20 protein-coding genes are annotated in these 22,306 nt (G+C 63.3%); 14 read left to right on the top strand and 6 right to left on the bottom strand.

Going from position 1 to position 22,306, the window contains the following annotated elements; translation table 11 throughout:
- Window positions 1–15: 15 nt before the first annotated feature.
- A complete protein-coding gene (locus R2669_RS06015; protein WP_430708771.1) occupies window positions 16–2,592 on the bottom strand; it encodes a PAS domain S-box protein in 2,577 nt (858 codons plus the stop codon).
- 314 nt (window positions 2,593–2,906) lie between these two features.
- Between R2669_RS06015 and aceE the strand changes: the two genes are divergently transcribed.
- The 4 genes from aceE to lpdA all read left to right on the top strand — a co-directional run bounded on the left by aceE (window position 2,907) and on the right by lpdA (window position 9,942).
- Window positions 2,907–5,597: a pyruvate dehydrogenase (acetyl-transferring), homodimeric type gene (aceE, locus tag R2669_RS06010; protein ID WP_316873566.1), complete on the top strand. Its 2,691-nt coding sequence runs from the start codon at window positions 2,907–2,909 to the stop codon at window positions 5,595–5,597.
- Between the two features lie 153 nt (window positions 5,598–5,750).
- Entirely contained in the window at window positions 5,751–7,424 is a 1,674-nt protein-coding gene (gene aceF / locus R2669_RS06005) for a dihydrolipoyllysine-residue acetyltransferase (RefSeq protein ID WP_316899234.1), read from the top strand.
- 105 nt (window positions 7,425–7,529) lie between these two features.
- Entirely contained in the window at window positions 7,530–8,102 is a 573-nt protein-coding gene (locus R2669_RS06000; protein ID WP_009240789.1) for an Ntn hydrolase family protein, read from the top strand.
- Window positions 8,103–8,160: 58 nt separating this feature from the next.
- Window positions 8,161–9,942: a dihydrolipoyl dehydrogenase gene (gene lpdA, locus R2669_RS05995; RefSeq protein WP_316889330.1), complete on the top strand. Its 1,782-nt coding sequence runs from the start codon at window positions 8,161–8,163 to the stop codon at window positions 9,940–9,942.
- A gap of 112 nt (window positions 9,943–10,054) precedes the next feature.
- Here the strand turns inward: lpdA and R2669_RS05990 are convergent, their stop codons facing one another.
- Both R2669_RS05990 and R2669_RS05985 read right to left on the bottom strand, forming a co-directional pair.
- Window positions 10,055–10,615, bottom strand: a complete 561-nt coding sequence (locus R2669_RS05990; protein ID WP_316899231.1) for a hypothetical protein — start codon at window positions 10,613–10,615, stop codon at window positions 10,055–10,057.
- A gap of 339 nt (window positions 10,616–10,954) precedes the next feature.
- Window positions 10,955–11,536: a phasin family protein gene (locus R2669_RS05985; protein WP_024975535.1), complete on the bottom strand. Its 582-nt coding sequence runs from the start codon at window positions 11,534–11,536 to the stop codon at window positions 10,955–10,957.
- A 356-nt stretch (window positions 11,537–11,892) separates the two neighbouring features.
- Between R2669_RS05985 and R2669_RS05980 the strand changes: the two genes are divergently transcribed.
- The 5 genes from R2669_RS05980 to pbpG all read left to right on the top strand — a co-directional run bounded on the left by R2669_RS05980 (window position 11,893) and on the right by pbpG (window position 16,669).
- Entirely contained in the window at window positions 11,893–12,900 is a 1,008-nt protein-coding gene (locus R2669_RS05980; protein WP_316899229.1) for a histone deacetylase family protein, read from the top strand.
- Window positions 12,897–13,814 (top strand): DMT family transporter, encoded by a 918-nt coding sequence (locus tag R2669_RS05975; protein WP_316873574.1) that lies wholly within the window; start codon window positions 12,897–12,899, stop codon window positions 13,812–13,814. Before R2669_RS05980 ends, R2669_RS05975 begins: the two co-directional genes overlap by 4 nt.
- Window positions 13,815–13,872: 58 nt before the next feature.
- Window positions 13,873–14,316 carry an acyl-CoA thioesterase gene (locus tag R2669_RS05970; RefSeq protein ID WP_147219159.1) on the top strand — a complete coding sequence of 148 codons (444 nt, stop codon included), beginning with the start codon at window positions 13,873–13,875 and terminating at the stop codon, window positions 14,314–14,316.
- Window positions 14,317–14,331: 15 nt separating this feature from the next.
- Window positions 14,332–15,039, top strand: a complete 708-nt coding sequence (locus tag R2669_RS05965; RefSeq protein WP_316873577.1) for a nitroreductase — start codon at window positions 14,332–14,334, stop codon at window positions 15,037–15,039.
- A 439-nt stretch (window positions 15,040–15,478) separates the two neighbouring features.
- Window positions 15,479–16,669, top strand: a complete 1,191-nt coding sequence (gene pbpG / locus R2669_RS05960; RefSeq protein WP_316889328.1) for a D-alanyl-D-alanine endopeptidase — start codon at window positions 15,479–15,481, stop codon at window positions 16,667–16,669.
- 67 nt (window positions 16,670–16,736) lie between these two features.
- On the opposite strand, the gene R2669_RS05955 is transcribed toward pbpG, so the two are convergent.
- Window positions 16,737–17,534: an IclR family transcriptional regulator gene (locus tag R2669_RS05955; RefSeq protein WP_316873581.1), complete on the bottom strand. Its 798-nt coding sequence runs from the start codon at window positions 17,532–17,534 to the stop codon at window positions 16,737–16,739.
- Between the two features lie 241 nt (window positions 17,535–17,775).
- Between R2669_RS05955 and R2669_RS05950 the strand changes: the two genes are divergently transcribed.
- From R2669_RS05950 to R2669_RS05930, 5 genes are all read left to right on the top strand, one after another.
- On the top strand, window positions 17,776–18,501 hold the full coding sequence (locus R2669_RS05950) for a (Fe-S)-binding protein (RefSeq protein WP_147219151.1): 726 nt from the start codon (window positions 17,776–17,778) through the stop codon (window positions 18,499–18,501).
- A gap of 34 nt (window positions 18,502–18,535) precedes the next feature.
- Window positions 18,536–19,945, top strand: a complete 1,410-nt coding sequence (locus tag R2669_RS05945; RefSeq protein WP_147219149.1) for a LutB/LldF family L-lactate oxidation iron-sulfur protein — start codon at window positions 18,536–18,538, stop codon at window positions 19,943–19,945.
- A complete protein-coding gene (locus tag R2669_RS05940) occupies window positions 19,942–20,223 on the top strand; it encodes a hypothetical protein (protein ID WP_316899225.1) in 282 nt (93 codons plus the stop codon). Before R2669_RS05945 ends, R2669_RS05940 begins: the two co-directional genes overlap by 4 nt.
- Before the next feature lie 69 nt (window positions 20,224–20,292).
- Window positions 20,293–20,607, top strand: coding sequence for a TM2 domain-containing protein (locus tag R2669_RS05935; protein ID WP_316899223.1), 315 nt, complete (start codon window positions 20,293–20,295; stop codon window positions 20,605–20,607).
- Between the two features lie 14 nt (window positions 20,608–20,621).
- Window positions 20,622–20,789, top strand: a complete 168-nt coding sequence (locus tag R2669_RS05930; protein WP_316889321.1) for a hypothetical protein — start codon at window positions 20,622–20,624, stop codon at window positions 20,787–20,789.
- On the opposite strand, the gene R2669_RS05925 is transcribed toward R2669_RS05930, so the two are convergent.
- Window positions 20,790–21,557, bottom strand: coding sequence for an arginyltransferase (locus R2669_RS05925; RefSeq protein WP_316899221.1), 768 nt, complete (start codon window positions 21,555–21,557; stop codon window positions 20,790–20,792). It abuts the gene before it with no gap.
- Window positions 21,544–22,290 carry a leucyl/phenylalanyl-tRNA--protein transferase gene (gene aat / locus R2669_RS05920; RefSeq protein WP_102067333.1) on the bottom strand — a complete coding sequence of 249 codons (747 nt, stop codon included), beginning with the start codon at window positions 22,288–22,290 and terminating at the stop codon, window positions 21,544–21,546. Before aat ends, R2669_RS05925 begins: the two co-directional genes overlap by 14 nt.
- Window positions 22,291–22,306 lie beyond the last annotated feature (16 nt).

The following is a 22,306-nucleotide window of genomic DNA, read 5'->3' as shown; positions in this document are numbered from 1 at the left end:
TGTTTTAAAAACGATCTACAGCGGATTCAGCGGCAGGATGATTTTAAACGTACAGCCGATGCCATCGGCGTTGTTTTCTACCCAGAGCCTGCCGAGGTGGGATTCTATGATGGAGCGGCAGATATTCAGCCCCATGCCCATGCCATCGGATTTTGTACTGAAGAATGGCTCGAACAGCCGCTCCTTGGTGCTGTCGTCCACGCCCGGGCCCTGGTCGATCACCTCGATCAGCACGGAATTTTCCGGGTCGTTGATCAGGTTGGCGTGCAGGCGCAGAACGCTGGCGGCGCGCAGGCGCGGGTGGGCGGCCATGGCTTCGGCGGCGTTCTTGAGCAGATTGACGAGCACCTGCTCGATCAGCACCGGATCGACATACAGATGCGGCAGGTCGCCCGGCAGGCGCGTCAGGATGGTGATGCCGCGCCGCGTGGCCTCCAGTTCGGCCAGGCCCACGGCGTCGGCGACGATGTCGCGCAGGTCGGATTCGCGCCGCTGCGGCTGGCTGCGTTTCACGAAGCCGCGAATGCGCTGGATGATGGTGCCGGCACGCACGGCCTGGGCGGAGGTCTTTTCCAGCACCGGGATCAGCTCTTCCGGCGTGCTCCGCCCCGACTTCAGGCGGCCGACCGCACCCATGCAGTAGTTGTTGATGGCGGCAAGCGGCTGGTTCAACTCGTGCGCCAGCGACGAGGCCATCTCGCCCATCGTCGTCAGACGGCTGGTGAACTGCAGGCGTTCTTCGTGCTGGCGCGTCATCTCTTCAGCGGCCTTGCGCACGGTGATGTCGGTGGCGATCTGCATCTGCGCGAGGTGACCGTCGACCCACTGGATGTAGCGGCGCCGCACTTCAAACCATTTCTGCATCGACGGCACGTAGATTTCACGCGCATCCGCCGCGTGCGGCGTCAGTTCGGAGGCCGGCAGGCCGGCGTAGGCGTCCACCAGGTCGAGCGCATCGCTGGACACGTCTTCGGTGTTGACGTCGTTGCCGGAGAGCTGCAGATGGCCGAACGCTTCCCAGCCGAAAAGCTGACGGTAATAGCGGTTGGCGAACAGCAACTCGGCCTTGTCGGTCGAGAGCACCGACACCGCCGCGTCCAGGCTTTCCAGCACCGTAGTGAAGCGGTCGTGCGCGGCGGCCAGGTCTTCACGGGCGCGCTTGGGCTCGGTGATGTCCGTGATGGAACTCATCCACCCTGTATGCCGGCCGCGTGCGTCGATCAGCGGCGAGACGTACATCCGTGCATAGAAACTCGTGCCGTCGCGGCGCATCATGCGCAGCTCCATGCCGTTGGCGGGGGCCTTGCCGCGCAGGGTCAGCTCGATGTGCTTCTGCATCTCGCCGATCTCGTTGGGCGGCCAATACGGGAACGGCGGCATGCGGCCGACCAGTTCGGCCTCCGTCCAGCCGATCATGCGGCAGAACGCCGGGTTCACGTAGGTGATGCGGCCGTTGAGGTCGAGCGAGCGCATGCCGATCACCATGGAGTTTTCCATGGCGCGCCGGAATGACGTTTCCGCCAGCAGCGCGCGCTGCGCTTCCGAGCGGCGGCTGGTGTGGCGCCAAACGCTCCAGAGGCTCCAGATCACGAAGCACGACAGGCCGGCCACCAGCCACATCAGCATGTTGTTGGGCAGGTTGGACGGTGCCGGATACGCCTCGGCCCGCAGCGACAGCGAATGTCCCGGCGGGTCGAGCAGCACTTCGTAGGATGCGGCAGCCTTGGGCACCGGCCGCAACGACGTGCTCGCGCGGACCACGTTGTTCTTGTCGACCAGCGAGAAGCGGTAGCGGTCGGTCAGCTCGCCCGGCAGCAGCTGCGTGAGGATGCCCGTGACCGAATACATGGCGCCCACCGTGCCGAGGAATTCGTTGTCCCGCACGATCGGGACTTCCATGAGCATGAAGCTCTCGCCGCGTTCGTTCTGGATGGGCCGTGAATAGACGGCGCGCTGCGTCTCCCGGGCCGCGTCGTAGGCGGATTGGATTTCAGGTTCGAGCGGATGGTCGCGCGTTTCGCGCACGCGCGCAGTGAATTCGGAGGTGGACGGGAACGCCCAGCGCGGGCGCCGCGTGGCATCCAGCCAGTTGATGAAGACCAGCTCCGGGTTCTCACGCAGGAGCTGGCGGGCGGCATCGCGATAGGCGCTCGGGTCGAGCTGTGCAGCTCCGATATCGCGCGCCAGGGCGGCAACTTGGTCCTGGTTGCTCTGCAGGGACAGGCGCACCTTCTGCTCGGCCCAGGCAGCATCGCGGTAAAGGGCGTCGCGCTGCTGCTGCACCTCGGTGGCGTGCAACTGGTACAGGATGAAAATCATCGCGCCGGCGAACAGGACGATCGCTACCAGCGGGATGAACATGAACCAGTTGGTCGTCCATAGCCGGGCCAGGCGCGTCAGCCACAGGCGGCGGGGCATGTTCGGCCGGACGACTTCGTCCGACGGCAGTTCGGATGCGTTCACGGAAATCGGCGCAGGCGCAGCAGGCGTTGGCGGCTCGGACTTGGCGGCCGGGTCCTGCGAAGCGTGGGAGGGGGCAAGCATGATGGGCGGACGAACGCCGGAATTCTGCGGAGGTAGAGGAGTGGACATCTGTGCAACTGCGCAAAACTTAGTGTAACGGCAATCAACTTGCAGGTCGCTTGGGGAAACCGCTTGGTGAGGTGTCTTGTTCGCTTAAAAAATGCTGCGCTGCAATGTCAAAAGTGATTTGTTTTGCGTTGCGGCAATATTCCGCATTATAAAAAACCATATCGCAATTTGAAAATTCCGCTTGTGCTGCGTTTGCGGGTGCCCATAGAATCAGCGCAAAAGTCGGGGTGGCCTCTTGCGTGCGTGCGAACGCGCGTGCCAGTGGGCGCCTCACAAGAGACGCAACTACCGTTACTGCTACCAAGGAGACCGCCATGTCGGCCGTACCAGAACAAGTCCTGGGTGCCACGAGCGCCAGCGACGTTGATCCCCAGGAAACCAAGGAGTGGCTGGAGGCGCTGCAAGGCGTCATCGGCGCGGAAGGCCCGCAACGCGCGGCGTTCCTCCTCGATAAGCAGATCGAGTACGCGCGCATCAACGGCGTGACGTCTCCGCTGCATGCAGAAACCCCCTATATCAATACGATCCCGGTCGAGAACCAGGAGCGCATTCCTGGCAACCAGGAAATCGAGCACCGCATCCGTTCGTACACGCGCTGGAATGCCATGGCGATGGTGCTGCGTGCGAACAAGGACACCAACGTCGGCGGCCATATCTCGTCGTTCGCTTCGGCGGCCACGCTGTATGACGTCGGCTACAACCATTTCTGGCACGCGCCGTCGGACAAGCACGGCGGCGATATGGTGTTCGTGCAGGGCCACTCGGCGCCGGGCGTTTACTCGCGCGCATTCCTGCTGGGCCGTCTGAGCGAAGAGCAACTCGACAGCTTCCGTCAGGAAGTCGACGGCAAGGGCATCTCGTCGTATCCGCACCCCTGGCTGATGCCGGATTTCTGGCAATTCCCGACCGTGTCGATGGGCTTGGGCCCGATCATGGCGATCTACCAGGCGCGCTTCACCAAGTACCTGGCCAGCCGCGGCCTGATCCAGAACTGGGAAAACCGCAAGGTCTGGGCGTTCCTGGGCGATGGTGAAACCGATGAGCCGGAATCGCTGGGCGCGATCGGCATGGCCGGCCGCGAAAAGCTGGACAACCTCGTCTTCGTGATCAACTGCAACCTGCAGCGCCTGGATGGTCCGGTGCGCGGCAACGGCAAGATCATTCAAGAGCTGGAATCGGAATTCCGCGGCGCCGGCTGGAACGTCATCAAGGTCATCTGGGGCAGCCGTTGGGATCAGCTGCTTGCCCGCGACACCAAGGGCCTGCTGATGAGCCGCATGATGGAATGCGTCGACGGCGAGTACCAGACCTTCAAGTCGAAGAGCGGCGCCTATGTGCGCGAGCACTTCTTCAACACGCCGGAACTCAAGGCCATGGTGGCCGACTGGTCCGACGACGACATCTGGGCGCTGAACCGCGGCGGCCATGATCCGCACAAGATCTACGCAGCGTTCAAGGCGGCAACGGACCACAAGGGCCAGCCGACCGTCATCCTCGCCAAGACCATCAAGGGCTACGGCATGGGCGAAGCCGGTGAAGCGATGAACATCGCCCACCAGCAGAAGAAGATGCCGGTGGATGCCATCCGCAAGCTGCGCGATCGCTTCAATATTCCGGTCGCCGACGACCAGCTCGAGCACGTTCCGTACGTCAAGTTCGAAGAGGGCTCGAAGGAACTCGAATACATGCGCAAGGCGCGCATGGACCTCGGCGGCTACCTGCCGGCCCGTCGCCAGAAGGCCGACCCGCTGCAAGTTCCGGCGCTGTCTGCGTTCGACGCGTTGCTCAAGGCCACCGGTGAAGGCCGCGAGGTGTCCACGACGATGGCCTTCGTGCGCATTCTGAACATCCTGCTGAAGGACAAGAACATCGGTAAGCACGTTGTACCCATCGTGCCGGATGAGTCGCGCACGTTCGGCATGGAAGGTCTGTTCCGCCAGGTCGGCATCTGGAACCAGGAAGGCCAGAAGTACGTGCCGCAGGATCACGACCAGCTGATGTTCTACAAGGAATCGCAGACGGGTCAGGTGCTGCAGGAAGGCATCAACGAAGCCGGCGCCATGTGCGACTGGATCGCGGCCGCCACGTCGTATTCGACGCATGGCGTGGCGATGATCCCGTTCTACATCTACTACTCGATGTTCGGCATCCAGCGTATCGGCGACCTCTGCTGGGCCGCCGGCGACATGCGCTCGCGCGGCTTCCTGCTGGGCGGCACCGCTGGCCGGACCACGCTGAACGGCGAAGGCCTGCAGCACGAAGATGGTCACTCGCACGTGTACCACGCTGCCATCCCGAACTGCATCTCGTATGACCCGACCTTCCAGTACGAACTGGCGGTGATCATGCAAGACGGCCTGCGTCGCATGTATGTCGAGCAGGAAGACGTCTACTACTACCTGACGGTGATGAACGAGAACTACGAGCACCCGGAAATGCCGGCGGGTGTCGAGGCCGACATCATCAAGGGGATGTACCAGTTCAAGAAGGGCGTCGAAAACAGCAACGCACCGCGCGTGCAACTGCTGGGTTCGGGCACGATCTTCCGTGAAGTGATCGCCGCCGCCGATCTGTTGAAGAAGGACTGGGGCGTGGAGTCGGACCTGTGGGGCTGCCCGAGCTTTACCGAGCTGGCCCGTGAAGGCAACGCTACCGCACGCTGGAACCTGCTCAACCCGACCGAGCCGCAACGCGAGTCGCACGTCGAGAAGCTGCTCAAGAACGCACGCGGCCCGGTCATCGCATCGACCGACTACGTTCGTACGTTCGCCGAACAGATCCGCGCCTTCGTGCCGCGTCGCTACGTGGTGCTGGGCACCGACGGTTTCGGCCGCTCGGATACCCGCGAGAAGCTGCGTCACTTCTTCGAGGTGGATCGCTACTGGGTGACGGTCGCGTCGCTCAAGGCGCTCGCCGACGAAGGCGTGCTGCCGCGCGAAAAGGTGGCCGAGGCACTGAAGAAGTACAACCTCGATCCGAACAAGCCCAACCCGATGACCGTATAACGGAGCCGCCGGGCGCGCGGGTTGCGTCCCGGCCGGGCACCGCCCCGACAGACTTCCCGCAACGTGCATTTGCCTGCACGATGCGGTAGCCTGCGGGGCAACGCGTGTCCACGGCCGGATGCTCTCGCCGCCAGACCCTCTGGAGACAGAAGAATGAGTCAAGTCGTAGAAATCAAGGTGCCGGACATCGGCGACTACAAAGACGTCCCGGTGATCGAAGTGCTGGTCAAGGCGGGCGATACCGTCAACGCCGAAGATTCGCTGGTCACGCTGGAGTCGGACAAGGCGACCATGGACGTGCCTTCGCCCAAGAGCGGCGTCGTCAAGGAAGTGAAGATCAAGGTGGGTGACACCGTGTCGGAAGGCTCGCTGGTGCTGCTGCTCGAAGAGCAGGGCGCTGCCGCTGCACCGGCCCCGGCACCCCAAGCTGCGCCCGCACCGACTCCGGCCGCTGCTGCACCGGCACCCGCACCGGCCGCGCAAGCCCCGACCCCTGCTCCGGCTGCCGCTGGTGGCGGCACGATCGAAGTGAAGGTGCCGGACATCGGCGACTACACCGACGTGCCGGTCATCGAGATCAGCGTGAAGGTGGGCGACAAGGTGGAAGCCGAGCAGTCGCTGATCACGCTCGAGTCGGACAAGGCCACGATGGATGTGCCGTCGCCGGCCGCCGGTACCGTCAAGGACATCCGCGTGAAGGTGGGCGATGCCGTGTCGCAAGGCACGCTGATCGTCGTGCTGGAGGGAGCTGGCGGTGCTGCCGCTGCACCGGCCCCTGCGCAAGCCCCGGCCCCGGCCCCGGCTGCCGCTGCACCGAGCCCGGCCCCTGCGGCCGCCCCCGCGGCTGCGCCGGCCGCAGCGCCTGCTACGTACACCGCGGATACCGTGGGTACGGTGGGCAAGGCTGCCCACGCCAGCCCCTCCGTGCGCAAGTACGCGCGTGAGCTTGGCGTCAACGTGAACCTCGTCGGCGGTACGGGCCCGAAAAACCGCATCACGCAGGAAGACGTGCAGCGCTACGTCAAGGGCGTGATGAGCGGCCAAGCTGCTGCGCCGGGCAAGGCTGCCGCTGGTGCGCCGGCCGGTGGCGGCGAGCTGAATCTGCTGCCATGGCCGAAGGTCGACTTCACCAAGTTCGGTCCGGTTGATCCGAAGCCGCTGTCGCGCATCAAGAAGATTTCCGGTGCGAACCTGCACCGCAACTGGGTCATGATCCCGCACGTCACCAACAACGACGAAGCGGACATCACCGAGCTGGAAGCCTTCCGCGTGCAGATGAACAAGGACCACGAAAAGGCCGGCGTGAAGTTCACGATGCTGGCGTTCGTGATCAAGGCTGTCGTGGGCGCGCTGAAGAAATTCCCGACGTTCAACGCGAGCCTGGACGGCGACAACCTGGTCTTCAAGCAGTACTTCCACATCGGCTTTGCGGCCGATACGCCGAATGGGCTGGTGGTGCCGGTGATTCGCGATGCGGACAAGAAGGGCCTGATCGACATCGCGAAGGAAATGGCCGACCTGTCGAAGGCGGCGCGCGAAGGCAAGCTCAAGCCGGACCAGATGCAGGGCGGCTGCTTCTCGATCTCGTCGTTGGGCGGCATTGGAGGCACGCATTTCACGCCGATCATCAACGCGCCGGAAGTGGCTATCCTGGGTCTGTCGCGCGGCTATCAAAAGCCTGTTTGGGACGGCAAGCAGTTCGTGCCGCGCCTGACGCTGCCGCTGTCGCTGTCGTACGATCACCGCGTGATCGACGGCGCGGAGGCTGCGCGCTTCAACGCGTATCTGGCCAGCGTGCTGGCGGACTTCCGCCGCGTCAGCCTGTAAGCCCACGCGGGCGCGGCACGCATCTGGCTTCGGGCCTGTGCGTGCCGGCCCGGTTGGGTTTGCAGCGGTCGGCGGACTGGTCAGTGGACTGATGGCGAGGACGACATGACGACGTGCGTGGTGGTCAAGAAAGACGGCGAAGTGGCAATTGCGGCCGACTCGCTGGTGACGTTCGGCGATACGCGCCTGGCGCGGGGTTATGAGCAGAACCAGAAGATCTTCCAGGTGGGCGATTCGCTGATCGCGCTGGCGGGCACGACGGCCCACTTCCCGGTCATGCGCAGTCTGCTGACGGGGCTGGCAGATGAGTGCCGCCTCGGTACGCGCGACGACGTCTTCCGGACCTTCCTCAAGGTGCATGAAAAGCTCAAGGACGAGTATTTCGTCAACACCAAGGAAGACGACGACGACCCTTACGAGTCGTCGCAGATCACCTGCCTGATCGCCAACGCTACCGGCATCTACGGCGTCTATTCGTACCGCGAGGTGTTTTCGTTCGACCGCTTCTGGGGCATCGGCTCGGGGCGCAATTTTGCGCTGGGGGCCATGTCGGCAGTGTTCGACATGCCCGGCAAGTCGGCGGCGGACGTTGCCCAGGTGGGCGTATCCGCAGGCGTGGAGTTCGACAAGAGTTCGGGCGGCCCGATCGAAGTGCACACAGTACGTCTGCAGGATTGAAAAGCGTCAGCGGGCCCGGGCGATGCCGGGTGCCGACGACAAGAACAAGGAGTCAGGAATGAGCGTGGTGGAAATCAAGGTGCCGGACATCGGCGACTACAAGGACGTGGACGTCATTGAAGTGATGGTGAAGGCGGGCGATGCCGTCACCGTCGATCAGGCGCTGATCACGCTGGAAACCGACAAGGCCACCATGGACGTGCCGTCGGATGTGGCCGGCAAGATTGTCGAAGTCAAGATCAAGGTGGGCGACAAGGTCAGCCAAGGCACGGTGATCGCCACGGCGGAAGCCGGTGCGGCGGCAGCTCCGGCGCCTGCTCAGGCACCCGCTCCGGCCGCCACGCCCGCTGCAGCACCGGCCGCATCGGCCCCCGCTCCGCAAGCGGCCAAGCATGCCGGCGGCGCCGACATCGAATGCGAAATGCTCGTCCTCGGCTCCGGCCCGGGCGGCTATTCGGCCGCCTTCCGCAGCGCCGATCTCGGCATGAACACTGTGCTGGTGGAGCGTTTCTCCACCCTGGGCGGCGTTTGCCTGAACGTGGGTTGTATCCCGTCGAAGGCGCTGCTGCACACGGCGGCCGTCATGGACGAAGTGAAGGCGATGGCCGCACACGGCATTGTCTACAGCGAGCCCACGGTTGATATCAACCAGCTGCGCAAGCACAAGGAATCCGTCATCGGCAAGCTGACCGGCGGTCTGGCCGGCATGGCCAAGGCACGCAAGGTGCAGGTCGTGCGTGGTGTCGGCACGTTCCTGGACCCGAACCACCTCGAAGTGCAGCTGACGGACGGCGCCGGCAAGGCAACGACGGGCGAGAAGAAGGTCATCCGTTTTGCCAAGGCGATCATCGCTGCAGGTAGCGAGGCCGTGAAGCTGCCGTTCATTCCGGAAGATCCGCGCATCGTCGATTCGACCGGCGCGCTGGAGCTGCGCGAAGTGCCGGCCAAGATGCTGGTCATCGGCGGCGGCATTATCGGCCTGGAAATGGCGACGGTGTACAGCACGTTGGGCGCCCGCATCGACGTGGTGGAAATGCTGGATGGCCTGATGCAGGGCGCTGACCGCGACCTCGTCAAGGTGTGGGACAAGATGAACAAGAGCCGCTTCGACAAGGTCATGCTCAAGACCAAGACGGTCGGGGTCGAAGCCAAGCCGGACGGCATCTACGTCAAGTTCGAGGGCGAAGCCGCACCGGCCGAGCCGCAACGCTATGACATGGTGCTGGTCGCCGTGGGCCGCGCGCCGAACGGCAAGCGCATCGGCGCGGAAAAGGCGGGCGTGGCCGTGACCGACCGTGGCTTCATCGACGTGGACAAGCAGCAGCGCACGAATGTGCCGCACATCTTCGCGATCGGCGACATCGTTGGGCAGCCGATGCTGGCACACAAGGCCGTCCATGAGGGCCACGTGGCAGCCGAAGCCGCGCACGGCGAGAAGGCGTATTTCGATGCCAAGCAGATTCCGTCGGTCGCCTATACCGATCCGGAGGTGGCTTGGGCAGGGCTGACCGAAGAGCAGTGCAAGGCGCAGGGCATCAAGTACGGCAAGGGCGTGTTCCCCTGGGCGGCTTCGGGCCGGGCCATCGCCAACGGCCGCGACGAGGGTTTCACCAAGCTGATCTTCGACGAGGAAACCCACCGCATCATCGGTGGTGGCATCGTTGGCACGCATGCGGGTGACCTCATCGGCGAGGTTTGCCTAGCCATCGAGATGGGCGCGGACGCCGTGGATATTGGCAAGACCATCCACCCGCACCCAACGCTGGGTGAGTCGGTGGGGATGGCTGCAGAAATCTACGAAGGCGTTTGCACGGATGTGCCGCCAGCTCGCAAGCGTTGATCTGCAATTAACCGTCAGGTTCTAGAGGCCACTCCAAGGTTTTGTTGGCAGGAAAAAGGGCCGCTCGATTGGGCGGCCTTTTTTTTGTGGCGGCGGTCAGCGCAGAGGCAAGTCAATGCCGGGGCCCGGCCGGGCGCCGATGTCGGCGTAGCAGGCGCAGCGCCGCGCTCAGGCGGCGCCACAACTGTCGCATCAACCCATGCCGCCGGGCGCGCCACTCGGCAATTCGCACCTGAAGGGCTTGCCAAGTCGGTGTCGCCTGCAGGGCAGCGACCATGCGCCGCTTCCAAGCGAGGAACGCGGCTTCCCACCGGGCATACCAGGCGATCGTGTGCAACTGTGGTCGCACGGCGGAATAGATGCGCACGCCCAGGCCCGTGCTGATGATTTTCGCTGCAACCAAAACAAACGTCCCTGCAATGACATGGCCCCGGGCCAGCACGTAGACAGCAGCCAGCTTGAACGGCAGCAACGCCAACATTGGCAGGGCAAACGCACAGAGGGCTTCGATGGGCTCCAACTCGGCCAATTTTCGCTCCGCCGCTCGGACCCAGGGATGCGCTGCTAGCCGGGCGGTTGCCCGCTGCATGACGTTCCAGATCCACTCTTCTAACAGCAGGATGAGCGCCGCCGCGACGATCAAACTGCGCTTGGCCAGGGATTCGCGAGACATTGGGAGTGAAGAGGGGGCGGGGAACCGCAATACAGAATGGAGCGTCTGCTGCCCACAAAAGTTCGCAATTTGAAGGGCGAGACGTTTCCAGCGCACACAAAAAACCCGGCCGGAGCCGGGCTAAAGGTACCCACTGATCACCACTGAGGACAGGTTTCGGTAGCGGGACCGAGGAGACAATCTAACGAACACGGTGGGATGGACCGGTGCGCGTGCATTTCGGTTCCGCGCAAATGCACGCAAACGACGTGTTTGGAGGATGGGTTCGACCGCCAAAACAAAACGGGCCTCCCGAAGGAGGCCCGCTTCAACAACCAGACGACTAAAGCAGCTTAGCGCTTAGGCAGCGGTCGTTGCCGACTTCTTGCCGGTGGCAGCGCGCGCTTGGGCCGAAGCCTGAGCGGTTGCCTTGCTGGCAGCGTTGGCCGCAGCGTGGAAGTTGCTTTCAGCCAGTTCCACAGCTTGCTTGGTGGCCTTCTGCACCGAGTCGTAGGCATTGTTGGCGGCCGACAGGGCCGACTTCACCAGGGCAACAGCCGATTCCGAACCAGCCGGAGCGTTCTTCGACACGTTGTCGACCAGCGCTTGCAGCTTGCGGCTGTTTTCAGCGATTTGCACTTCTGCAGCCTTGCTGAATTCGGTTTGCGTGTCCGAAGCGATTTCGTACAGGTGGCGGCTGTAAGCCAGAACCTTTTCGGCCAGCGGCTGCACAGCGGCGGTTTGCACCGACAGCAGCTCTTGGGCGTCCTTGGCGGTCAGTGCCTTCTTGGCGTGTTCGACGTTCTCGGCCAGGGTGGCCTTGACGACTTGCAGGTTCAGTTCGACCAGCTTTTCGACGCCTTCAAATGCCTTGTTGGTCAGGCCGAAGAACGTTTCCAGGTTGGCCTTGTGCGCCGCAGCGATCTGTTCCTGAGTCAGCATGTTGTCTCTCCAAATACAAAGGTGGGTCGGGGAATCAAAATAAAAATTTAGATCGCCCAGATGTACAAAGCATGACGGTCAGCGTCGGGCCTTCCAGGCGACATCGCGATGAATTGGGGATGGTGCATCGCAACAATTTCATTGTTGTTGAATGTCAAACCAGTGTCAAGCGTCCTTTGTGCATCGCACAAAAATCAGAATTCGTTGATTTTTCGTGCACAGGAATTGCGCGACCAACCGTTTGGCGTAATTTTTTGTGGCAGGAAAATGCGCGTCCGTGGTGCAGGTGAAATGCATTTGACCACTTCGGGCCGCAAATCCGTCTCAAAAAACACACGAGTGCAGCCTAGGTTAGGATGCGCCCGAGTGCCATTTTTGTTGCGTTGCGATTTGTTATCCACATGCGGGCGTTCTACACCGACCATTTTGTCTTGCCGCTGCCGCCGGGCCATCGGTTCCCGATGCGCAAGTACAGCGACCTGCGCGCGCGAGTGTTGGCCGATGTGCCGGGGCTGTCCATGCACGAGGCGCCGCGTGCCGATGACGCCGCATTGCTGCTTGCGCACACGTCTGAATATGTTGAGGCGGTGAGCGCTGGTTTGCTGGACGCGGCGCGCCAGCGCGAAATCGGCTTTCCCTGGTCGCCCGAAATGGTCGAGCGCAGCCGCCGGTCGGCGGGCGCCACCCTGGCCGCGTGCGAGGCTGCCCTGGCCGATGGCATTGCTGTCAATCTGGCAGGCGGCACGCACCACGCCTATGCGGATAAGGGCGGCGGTTTCTGTGTGTTCAACGACGCGGCTATCGCTTCACGCTGGATTCAGCGCCAAGCGGGCAGGACGCCCGCGGATTTTCCGGTCGCCATCGTCGACCTCGACGTTCATCAAGGCAACGGCACGGCGTCGATCCTGCGCGATGACGCCACCGTTTTCACTTTGTCGCTGCATGGCGAGAAAAACTACCCGTTCCGCAAGGAGGCGTCGGACCTGGACGTTGGCCTGCACGATGGCTGCGGCGACGAAGACTATCTTCAGGCGCTGAGCGGCGCCCTCGACATCCTCGCCGGCCGCTTCAAGCCGCAGCTGATCATCTTCCTGGCCGGCGCGGATCCGCACGAGGGCGATCGGCTCGGCCGGCTCAAACTGACGCTGCAGGGCCTGGCCCGGCGCGACCAGGAAGTCTTCGATTTCGCGTATCAGCGGCGCATACCGGTTGCCGTTACCATGGCGGGCGGCTACGGCAACAATATCGACGATACCGTGGCCGTCCACGCGCAGACCATCGCGCTGGCTGCCCGCCACGCGCAGCGCTGGGCAGCACGCGACGAGGCCGCTGGCGCATCGACCTCTCTTCCGCTTTCCGCATGACCCAAGTGTCTTCTGTCGCGCCGAACTCCGCGCGCGATTCCCTGTTTGTCGTCGCCATGCCGTGGCTGTTCGTGCTGATCTGGAGCACGGGCTTTATCGTGGCCAAGTACGGGATGCCGTACGCGGAGCCCATGACCTTCCTGTTTTTCCGCTTCGTGGGCGTGCTGGTGTGCCTGCTGCCGCTGGTCTGGCTGGCGCGTGTGCCGCTGCCACGGCGCGCCGGCAAGGGCGACACCGACTGGGCGGCCGTCGGCCACATCGCGGTGGCCGGTTTGCTGATGCAGTGGGGCTATCTGGCGGGCGTCTGGGCAGCGGTCAAGCTGGGCATGCCGGCTGGGATGACGGCGCTGATCGTCGGCATGCAGCCGATTTTGACCGCCCTGTATGTATCCATGCGCGGCGAGCGCGTGTCGAATCGCCAATGGCTGGGATTGCTCTGCGGCATCGCGGGCGTGGGGCTGGTGGTGGCGAACAAGCTGCACCTGGCAGGCGTGGGCGTGACGACGCTTGCGCTGTGCGTGGGCGCGCTGCTGTCGATGACTGTCGGCACGCTCTATCAGAAGCGCCATTGCCCGGTGTTCGACCTGCGGATGGGCGCGTGCATCCAGTTCGGCGCCTCGGCGCTGCTGTGTCTGCCGTTCATGTTCCTGTTTGAGACGCGCGAGGTGCATTGGACGCTGCCGATGATCGGTTCGCTGGTGTGGTCGGTGCTGGCGCTGTCGATCGGCGCGATCTCGCTGCTGTTTGTGCTGATCCGCAAGGGCGCGGCCACCAAGGTGACGTCGCTCTTGTACCTGACGCCACCCACGACCGCCGTGATGGCCTGGGCGTTGTTCGGCGAGCGTTTTCCGCCGCTCGCGGCGCTGGGCATGGTGATCGCCGCATCCGGTGTGGCGCTCGTCATCCGCAAGTGACCGAGGGCGAGGGGCTGGCGTATCCTGATCACTTTCCACTGCCACCTGCCTGCCGCCCATGAGCACGCCCCGTCAGACGCGCGACGACTACCGCCACTTCCACACCATCACCACGCGCTGGATGGACAACGACGTCTACGGCCACGTCAACAACGTCGTCTATTACAGCTACTTCGATACCGTGGTGAACGCCTACCTGATCGAGCAGGGCGTGCTGGACCCCGAGCACAGCGACACCATCGGCCTCGTCATCGAGACGCAATGCAATTACTTCGCGCCCCTGTCGTTTCCGGATCCGGTGGTGGCGGGGCTGCGTGTTGCGCGCCTGGGCAACACGAGCGTGCGTTATGAGGTGGGGCTGTTCCGTGGCGACGCGCAAGACGCGGCCGCGCAGGGCCATTTCGTGCACGTCTACGTCGACCGTGAAACGCGTCGGCCGGTGCCGCTGCCCGATGCGCTGCGTGCCGTGCTTGAGCCGCTTGCGTCCAACATTACTGCCTGAATTTTGCGCATCGCCATGACCGACCGACGTCCCACCTCCGCAGAAGTCGAACTCGTCGATCAGGCAATCACTTCACGCCGCTCCGTGCGCGCGTTCCTGCCGACGCCCGTCGCACGCGAAGACATCGAAGCGATTCTGGATGTCGCGCGCCGTGCGCCGTCGGGCAGCAATACGCAGCCGTGGAAGGTCTATGTGCTGACGGGCGAATCGAAGGCGCGCTTGTCCGAATCGGTGTTGGCGGCGTACGACCACCCGGAGGCGGACACGCTGCATCGCGAGGAGTATCCGTACTACCCACGCACCTGGATTGATCCGTACCAGAGCCGTCGCCGCAAGGTTGGTTGGGATCTTTATGGCCTGCTCGGCATCGGCCGCACCGACAAGGAACGCATGCACGCCCAGCATGCGCGTAACTTCCGATTCTTCGATGCGCCGGTCGGCATCATCTTCACAATCGACCGCGTGATGGAGCAGGGCAGTTGGCTCGATTACGGCATGTTCCTGGAGGCCGTGATGGTGGCGGCGCGTGCCCGCGGCATCGATACCTGTCCGCAGGCCGCTTTCACGCAGTTCCATCGGGTCATCGCAGAGCATCTCGCGCTGACGGATGACGAGATGGTCGTCTGCGGCATGTCGATGGGTTACGCCAATCCGGCCGCCATCGAAAATACGCTTGTCACGGAGCGGGCGCCTGTCTCCGACTTCACTCGGTTCCTGGACTGACGTCGTTATCACGGCGCCGCCTGCACGCTACAGCGCACATCTTCGTGCAAAGCGAGAATTGGCGGTGAAAAGTCGTCGAATTATGTCAACAGATACGACCGATCCGTCGTTAGACTTCAATCTGCGACTCGACGTACGTCACGCCCGTGTTGTCAGGAAGTGTTGGGACTGGTTGTCAACCGTGATTGTTGTCATTGGCGACGAGATCCCGGGGTATTCTCCGCTCCCATTTTCCGATTCCACGCCGGGGCGCGAAGTGCGTCTTGAGCAACTTTCTTCGCGATTGGGTTCCTGCTCCAGCAGACAATTGCGTCGAAATGATGACCGAATGATAAGGCTCCAGAGGTCAAACTTTAAGGCTGTGAGCTAAGTCCTTCATCTTGCTAAGAATTTTGTTTTTGCCTACACTTGCGCCATCTCACGCGCGGGTGATCGAACCATGTCACGGTCTGTTTCCTCATTTTTTCGACGTCTCGGCTTTGTTTCGCTGATGACCGTCGCGCTCGCTGCCGTCTCCGTCGCTACCGTGGCTAACGCTGCCACGACCGACAAAAAACCTGCCGCCAGCAAGAAAGCCAAGTCCAAAGGCAAGACCGTCGCCAATCGCAAGGCCAGCGCCAAAGTCGCGGCTGCGAGCAGCGATGAAGTCGCCTCCAGCAAAGTCCGCAAGGTCGTCACCGTCAAGGGCAAGCGCCGCGTGATCATGGTCGAGCGCGGTGCACGTCCGGTGCGAGCCGCGTTTGTGCCAGCAGCCCCGACGCTTGGTGAAGCGATGGGCCTGCGTTCGACGCCCGATGCGTTGGCGCTGCGTTCCTCCGTCGCCCTGGTGATGGACCAGAACAACGGCGAAGTGCTGTTCCAGAAGAATTCGTCGGCGGTGCTGCCGATCGCCTCGATCACCAAGCTGATGACTGCGCTGGTCGTGACCGATGCACATCAGCCGATGGACGAGCTGCTTGAAATTACCGATGAGGATCGCGACTACGAGCGCAACACGGGCTCGCGTCTGCGTTTCGGCACGATGCTCACGCGCGAAGACCTGCTGCTGCTGGCGCTGATGTCGTCCGAAAACCGTGCTGCCTCGGCGTTGGGCCGCAACTATCCGGGCGGTCGTCCGGCATTCGTTGCCGCCATGAACCGCAAGGCACGCGAGCTTGGCATGAACGACACGCACTATGTGGATTCGAACGGCCTGTCGAGCAGCAACGTGTCGAGCGCGCAGGATCTCGCCAAGATCGTGATGGCTGCCTACAAGGTGCCGCTTATTCGTCAATTCACGACCACCCCTGAGCATACGGTTAATGCCAACGGCCGCACGCTGCACTACGTCAACACCAACCGTCTGGTGCGCGGCGGCGAATGGGATATCGGTCTGCAGAAGACCGGCTTCATCAACGAAGCAGGCCGTTGCCTCGTGATGCAGGCCAACGTGCATGGCCGCAATGTCGTGATGGTGTTCCTGGATTCGGCAGGCAACCTCACGCGTTTTGCAGACGCCACGCGCGTGCGCAATTGGCTGGAGCGCAATCCGCACATCGAGCCGGCCACGCAGGCTGCAGCGCCGCTGCGGAATGTGCCGGTGTCCACGCAGCCCGCAACCGTGCTGGCGTCCGATCAGCACGGCGCTTGAGCCGCGGCATCGCCCAACAAAAAAGCGCGTCGTCGAACGCGCTTTTTTGTTGCGTAAAGCCAGCCGCTCACTCTGCTCGCGCGGCGTCCTCTTCGTACGTGTAGCCCATGCCCTTGGAGATCTGTAGGGCTGTGTCCTTCAGGTTGTCGAGCCAGCTGTCCTGCAACCGGTCTGCCGGCGCGGACAGTGATAGACCCGCCACCAGCCGCCGCGAATCATCATAGATGCCGGCGGCGATGCAGCGCACGCCGAGTTCCAGCTCTTCGTTGTCGCGTGCGTAGCCGTTGGTGCGCACCCAGTTGAGTTCGCGTTCGAGCTTGGGCAAATCGGTGATCGACGTGCGGGTGTGACCGGACAAGCCGGTGCGCGTTGCATAGGCCCGCACACGGCCGAGTTCATCGGCGGCCAGGAACAGCTTGCCGACCGAAGTCAGGTGCAGCGGCGCGCGTCCACCGATCGCCCGCACCACTTGCATGCCCGAACGCTCTGAATAGGCGCGCTCGATGTAGACGATCTCGTCGCCCTGGCGCACCGAGAGGTTGACGGTCTGGCCGGTCAGGCGGTGCAGGGCGCGCATCGGCGCGAGCGCCGCTTCACGTACCGAGAGGCGCGCCTTCACGAGGTTGCCGAGTTCCAGCAAACGCATGCCGAGACGGTAGCTGCCCGGGTCGGAGCGATCGACGAAGCGGCAAGCCACCATGTCGTTGAGGATGCGGTGCGCGGTGGACGGGTGCAGGCCGGTGCTGGCGGACAGCGCCTTCAGGCTGACCGGGTCTGCGTGATCGGCTAGCGCGTCGAGCAGCATCATCATGCGTTCGATGACCTGGATGGACGTCTTGCCGGGGTCCTTGTCTGCTTCTGCCATGGGTGCAGTGGGGTTGCGGATGCGATGCAAAATTCTATCCCACGATGTGAAAATTCGCACCATCCCGACGCATGATTCCGGGTATTTTCGAGGGCTTTGTCAGTCAGCCGCCCACTGTGCTCGGTAGCGCCTCGTGAAGCGCACTCACCACTGGCATGAAGAAGTTCTGTGCCGCAAGGACCGCGCCGCACGTGGCAGCGGGCGCATAATGGCGGCTTCCCGCAGAACACACGAGACTCCCATGCGCGTAGGTTTGTTCGTCACTTGCCTCATTGATCTGATGCGGCCCGAGATCGGGTTTTCGGTGCTCAAACTGTTGGAAAAGGCCGGTTACGACGTCGTGGTGCCGCCCGCGCAGACCTGCTGTGGCCAGCCTGCCTACAACTCCGGCGATCGCCCCCTGGCCCGCGACCTGGCCGAGAAAACGCTCAAGGAATTCGAGCAGTTCGACTACGTCGTCATCCCGTCCGGCTCGTGCGGCGGCATGATCCGCAAGGGCTACGCCGACCTCTTTCGCGATGATCCGGAGCTGGCGGGCCGCTATGAGCGCCTGGCGCCGCGTGTGTACGAACTGACCGATTTTCTCGTCAATGTGGCGCGCATCGAATCGCTCGATTCGGAATTTCACGGCCACGTGACGTACCACGATTCGTGTTCGGGGCTGCGCGAACTGGGCGTGAAAGCGCAGCCGCGCGAGTTGCTCGGCAAACTGCCGGGCGTGCAACTGACCGAAATGCCCGCCTGCGAAGCGTGCTGCGGATTCGGCGGCACGTTCTCAATCAAATACGGCGATATCTCCACCGCCATTGCGGATGAGAAATGCGCCAACATCAAGGCCAGTGGCGCCGATGCCGTGGTGCTCGGCGATGTCGGCTGCATGCTCAACATTGAGGGCCGGCTGCGCCGTACTGGCGACACGCACACGCGCGTGCTGCACATCGCGCAAGTCCTCGCCGGCGACGCGTAATCGCCAGCCAAGAACACGACGGAGACGCAATCGCATGCAAGTCCGCAGCATGGAATTCAAGGCGCGCGCCGGGCAGAAGCTCGCCGACAAGCGCCTGCAGCAGAACCTCACCAAGCTCTCGACCAAGTTCGTGACCGCACGCGCGGCGGCCATCCAGGACATCGATTTTCCGGCCACGCGCGAGGCCCTGAAGGAGCGCCGCAACCGCGCGCTAGAGAACCTCGACGTGTGGCTTGCCACGTTCGAGGCAGAGGCGACGCGCCGTGGCGCCAAGGTGCTGTTTGCCGAAACCACGGCCGATGCCGCGCGCCTCGTCGCCGAGATCGCCCGCAAGCACGACGTCAAGAAAGTCATCAAGAGCAAGTCGATGGTGACCGAAGAAATGCGCCTGAACCAGGTGCTCGGCGAGATGGGCGTGCAGAGCATCGAGACCGATCTGGGCGAGTACATCCTGCAGATCAACGACAGCGAGCCGCCTTCGCACATCATCGCGCCGGTCGTGCACAAGGATAAAGAGGAGATCGCCGATCTCTTCGCCAGGACGCACAACAAGCCGCGCCTGACCGACATTCCCGAGATGACGCGCGAGGCGCGCGAGGTGCTGCGGCCCGAGTTTCTTTCCGCCGACATGGGCGTGACTGGGGGCAACTTCATCATTGCCGAAACGGGTTCGGTGGCGATCGTCACCAATGAGGGCAACGAAGGCATGTGCACGATCATGCCGCGCGTGCACGTTGCCGTGACGGGCATCGAGAAGGTACTGCCGACGCTCGAAGATCTGGCGACCGTCATGCGCTTGCTGCCGCGTTCGGCGACCGGGCAGGCGATCTCAAATTATTTCTCGCTGCTGACAGGCCCGCGCGCGCCCGGCGAGAAGGACGGCCCCGAGCATATGTACTTCGTCATCGTCGACGGCGGCCGCAGCGGGCTGATCGGCGGCGACTTCCAGGAGATGCTGCGCTGCATCCGGTGCGGCGCGTGCATGAACCATTGCCCGGTCTATCAGAAGATCGGCGGCCATGCGTACGGCTGGGTGTATCCGGGCCCGATGGGAAGCGTGCTGACGCCAAGCTACGTCGGACTGTCGAATGCGCTGGACCTGCCGCAAGCGGCCACGCTGTGCGGTGAATGCAATCGCGTGTGCCCCGCATCCATCCCGTTGTCGGATTTGCTGCGCACGCTGCGCGAAAAACAGATGGAGCGGGAACTTCGCCCGCAAGCGGAACGCTTTGGCTTGCGCGTGTGGGGCTTCATGGCCCGGCGCCCGGCGTTGTACTCGGCCGGTACCTGGGTGGCGGCGCGCGTGCTGCGCTGGATGGGCGGGGACAAGAAGCTGATCCACTCGCTGCCCGTCGGCAAAGGCTGGACCGATACACGCGACATGCCGGCCCCTGCGGGCAAGACGTTCCGCGAGTTGTACCGTGAGAAGAAGGCCCGCGCATGACCGCCGCTGAATCCCTCCAGACGCTGCGCGACGCGCTCGATCGTCATGCAAAGTCGCCAGACCTGCCGCATCTGCTCCGGCAGTGGCGCGACGATGCAGTCATCGCACCGCTGGCGATCTTGCCGCCCGCCTATGACCAAGTGCGGCGTTCCGTGCTGCAGCGGCTCGATATGGCGGTGTCGTTTGGCGAAGAGAGTTGCTCGTTCTCGCCATCTTCGTTGCTGGCCGAAATGCGTTTGTGGACGGACAAGGCTGAGGCCAAGCTCGCAAGCATGTAATCGACGGTCGACATGGAACGCGGGATGCGTGCCAGTGTCTGACCGCTTATTCCCGTGTCAGCCAATGCCATGAACCAGACCGCCCGCGAAATCATGCTGTACGAGGCCCAGAAGAAGAGCTCGGGCGTCGCCTACCTGTGGTGGTTTCTGCTCGGATTCCTGGGCGCGCACCGCTTTTACCTCAAGCGGCCAGGCAGCGGTATCGCGCAGGCCATCGCCAACATCGGCGGTACATGGTTGGCGTTTCGGGACATGGGTAACACTGCGGGCTGGGTGCTGGCCGTCATCGGCGGGCTGTGGGTGCTGGTGGACATGTTCCTGATCCCGGGAATGGTCCGCGCAAACAACACGGCGCTCGCCCAGCGGCTTTCGACCGCGCCCTGAAAGGAGTCGACCTCATGAACAAAACCACTTGGTGGAAGCGCGCCGCACTCTGGACGGCTGGTTTGGTTTGCGCAGCCGGCGCGTTGGCGGGCTGCACGACTTCGCGCGATCAATACCGCGAGAGTTCCAACATCAGCACTTACGGCGTGGTCGATGTCGGGATCGAGCGCACGTCGCGCTGATTATCCTTCCGTGGTTGACGGCGCCACGTCTTCAAACCGCCGCCACTCGCCATTGACCAGCAGTTCCAGCGGCTGGAACAAGGCCTTGTACGCCATCTTGCGGCTCTGCTCGATCCAGTAGCCGAGATAGACGTAGGGCAGGTCCAGCGCCTGCGCCTGGGCGATCTGCCACAGGACGTTGTACGTTCCGTAACTCGCCTTTTGTTCGATCGGGTCGTAGAACGTGTAGACCGACGAGAGGCCGTCTTCCAGCACGTCGATCATGCTCACCATGCGCAGCTTGCCAGCCGATGGCGATTCGGGCGGCTCGCGAAACTCCACCAAGCGCGAATTCACGCGGCTTTGCAGCAGGAACTGCTCGTATTGATCGCGGCTGTCGTGATCCATGCCGCCGCCCGCATGGCGGACCGACTGGTACAGCAGGTAGAGCTGATAGTGCTCTTCGACATAGGTGAGCGGGGCAACCAGTGCCTCAAGCCCTTGATGCCGCTCGGCGGCACGGCGTTGCGCCCGCGACGGTGCGTATTGATCGACGACGACGCGGCATGGCGTGCATGCGTGGCAATCGTCGCAGTGCGGGCGATAGGTGAAGATGCCGCTGCGCCGAAAACCGGCGCGCACGAGCTTGGAATAGACGTCTGCGTTGATGAGATGTGCCGGCGTGGCGACCTGCGAACGCGCCAAGCGGCCATCGAGATAGCTGCATGCGTAGGGCGCGGTTGCATAGAACTGCAATGCCGAGAGGGGAAGTTCCTTAAGCTTGCTCATTGCGCACGGTCCACCGACGGAGCACCGATTTGTCGAAGTGCCACGGCACGATGGCCGGCGCGTTGGCCGCTTCGCGCACATGTGCGAGAAACGCCGCGCGCGGCACCGGGGCACCGCCCAGCGACGCCAGATGCTCGGTCTCCTGCTGGCAGTCTATCATCGCGACGCCCTGACCGCCGAGGAAGGCGCAGAGCGCCGCGAGCGCGATTTTCGACGCATCGGTGCGATGGGCAAACATCGACTCACCGTAGAACATGCGGCCCAGCGCCACACCGTATAGGCCACCCACGCGCTGCCCGGCGTGCCATGTCTCGACGCTGTGCGCGTAGCCGCGGCGGTGCAGGGCGGTATAGGCCTGAATGACGTCTTCGGTGATCCACGTACCGTGTTGCCCAGGGCGGGCCGTGGTGGCGCAGGCGACCATCGTTTCACGGAAGCCGTGGTCGATGCGGATTTCCCAGGCCGGATCGTCAAGCACGCGGCGCAGCGTCTTGCGAAACGTGGTCGACACGCGAAAGTCTTCGGGGCGAAGCACCATGCGTGGGTCGGTGCTCCACCACAGCACCGGCTGGCCCTGGGCGTACCACGGAAAAATGCCTTGCCGGTACGCAATCAACAGCCGTTGCGGCGATAGTTCAGCGCTGGCCGCCAGCAGGCCGGGCGCTTCAGAGTCTGGCCCGAGCGCGCGATCGACCGGCGGGAAGGGATCGTGCGGATCCAGCCAGGCGATCATGATGCGGACAACGTTG

The sequence above is a fragment of the Ralstonia edaphi genome (assembly GCF_958350185.1).
Lineage (GTDB): Bacteria > Pseudomonadota > Gammaproteobacteria > Burkholderiales > Burkholderiaceae > Ralstonia > Ralstonia edaphi.
This window is presented reverse-complemented; position numbering and strand designations above follow the sequence as displayed.

What these genes read in the sequence shown, in the direction of transcription:
- R2669_RS06015 (WP_430708771.1), bottom strand. Translation starts at nt 2,592, where the DNA reads ATGTCCACTCCTCTACCTCCGCAGAATTCCGGCGTTCGTCCGCCCATC.
- aceE (WP_316873566.1), top strand. Translation starts at nt 2,907, where the DNA reads ATGTCGGCCGTACCAGAACAAGTCCTGGGTGCCACGAGCGCCAGCGAC.
- aceF (WP_316899234.1), top strand. Translation starts at nt 5,751, where the DNA reads ATGAGTCAAGTCGTAGAAATCAAGGTGCCGGACATCGGCGACTACAAA.
- R2669_RS06000 (WP_009240789.1), top strand. Translation starts at nt 7,530, where the DNA reads ATGACGACGTGCGTGGTGGTCAAGAAAGACGGCGAAGTGGCAATTGCG.
- lpdA (WP_316889330.1), top strand. Translation starts at nt 8,161, where the DNA reads ATGAGCGTGGTGGAAATCAAGGTGCCGGACATCGGCGACTACAAGGAC.
- R2669_RS05990 (WP_316899231.1), bottom strand. Translation starts at nt 10,615, where the DNA reads ATGTCTCGCGAATCCCTGGCCAAGCGCAGTTTGATCGTCGCGGCGGCG.
- R2669_RS05985 (WP_024975535.1), bottom strand. Translation starts at nt 11,536, where the DNA reads ATGCTGACTCAGGAACAGATCGCTGCGGCGCACAAGGCCAACCTGGAA.
- R2669_RS05980 (WP_316899229.1), top strand. Translation starts at nt 11,893, where the DNA reads ATGCGCCCGAGTGCCATTTTTGTTGCGTTGCGATTTGTTATCCACATG.
- R2669_RS05975 (WP_316873574.1), top strand. Translation starts at nt 12,897, where the DNA reads ATGACCCAAGTGTCTTCTGTCGCGCCGAACTCCGCGCGCGATTCCCTG.
- R2669_RS05970 (WP_147219159.1), top strand. Translation starts at nt 13,873, where the DNA reads ATGAGCACGCCCCGTCAGACGCGCGACGACTACCGCCACTTCCACACC.
- R2669_RS05965 (WP_316873577.1), top strand. Translation starts at nt 14,332, where the DNA reads ATGACCGACCGACGTCCCACCTCCGCAGAAGTCGAACTCGTCGATCAG.
- pbpG (WP_316889328.1), top strand. Translation starts at nt 15,479, where the DNA reads ATGTCACGGTCTGTTTCCTCATTTTTTCGACGTCTCGGCTTTGTTTCG.
- R2669_RS05955 (WP_316873581.1), bottom strand. Translation starts at nt 17,534, where the DNA reads ATGGCAGAAGCAGACAAGGACCCCGGCAAGACGTCCATCCAGGTCATC.
- R2669_RS05950 (WP_147219151.1), top strand. Translation starts at nt 17,776, where the DNA reads ATGCGCGTAGGTTTGTTCGTCACTTGCCTCATTGATCTGATGCGGCCC.
- R2669_RS05945 (WP_147219149.1), top strand. Translation starts at nt 18,536, where the DNA reads ATGCAAGTCCGCAGCATGGAATTCAAGGCGCGCGCCGGGCAGAAGCTC.
- R2669_RS05940 (WP_316899225.1), top strand. Translation starts at nt 19,942, where the DNA reads ATGACCGCCGCTGAATCCCTCCAGACGCTGCGCGACGCGCTCGATCGT.
- R2669_RS05935 (WP_316899223.1), top strand. Translation starts at nt 20,293, where the DNA reads ATGAACCAGACCGCCCGCGAAATCATGCTGTACGAGGCCCAGAAGAAG.
- R2669_RS05930 (WP_316889321.1), top strand. Translation starts at nt 20,622, where the DNA reads ATGAACAAAACCACTTGGTGGAAGCGCGCCGCACTCTGGACGGCTGGT.
- R2669_RS05925 (WP_316899221.1), bottom strand. Translation starts at nt 21,557, where the DNA reads ATGAGCAAGCTTAAGGAACTTCCCCTCTCGGCATTGCAGTTCTATGCA.
- aat (WP_102067333.1), bottom strand. Translation starts at nt 22,290, where the DNA reads ATGATCGCCTGGCTGGATCCGCACGATCCCTTCCCGCCGGTCGATCGC.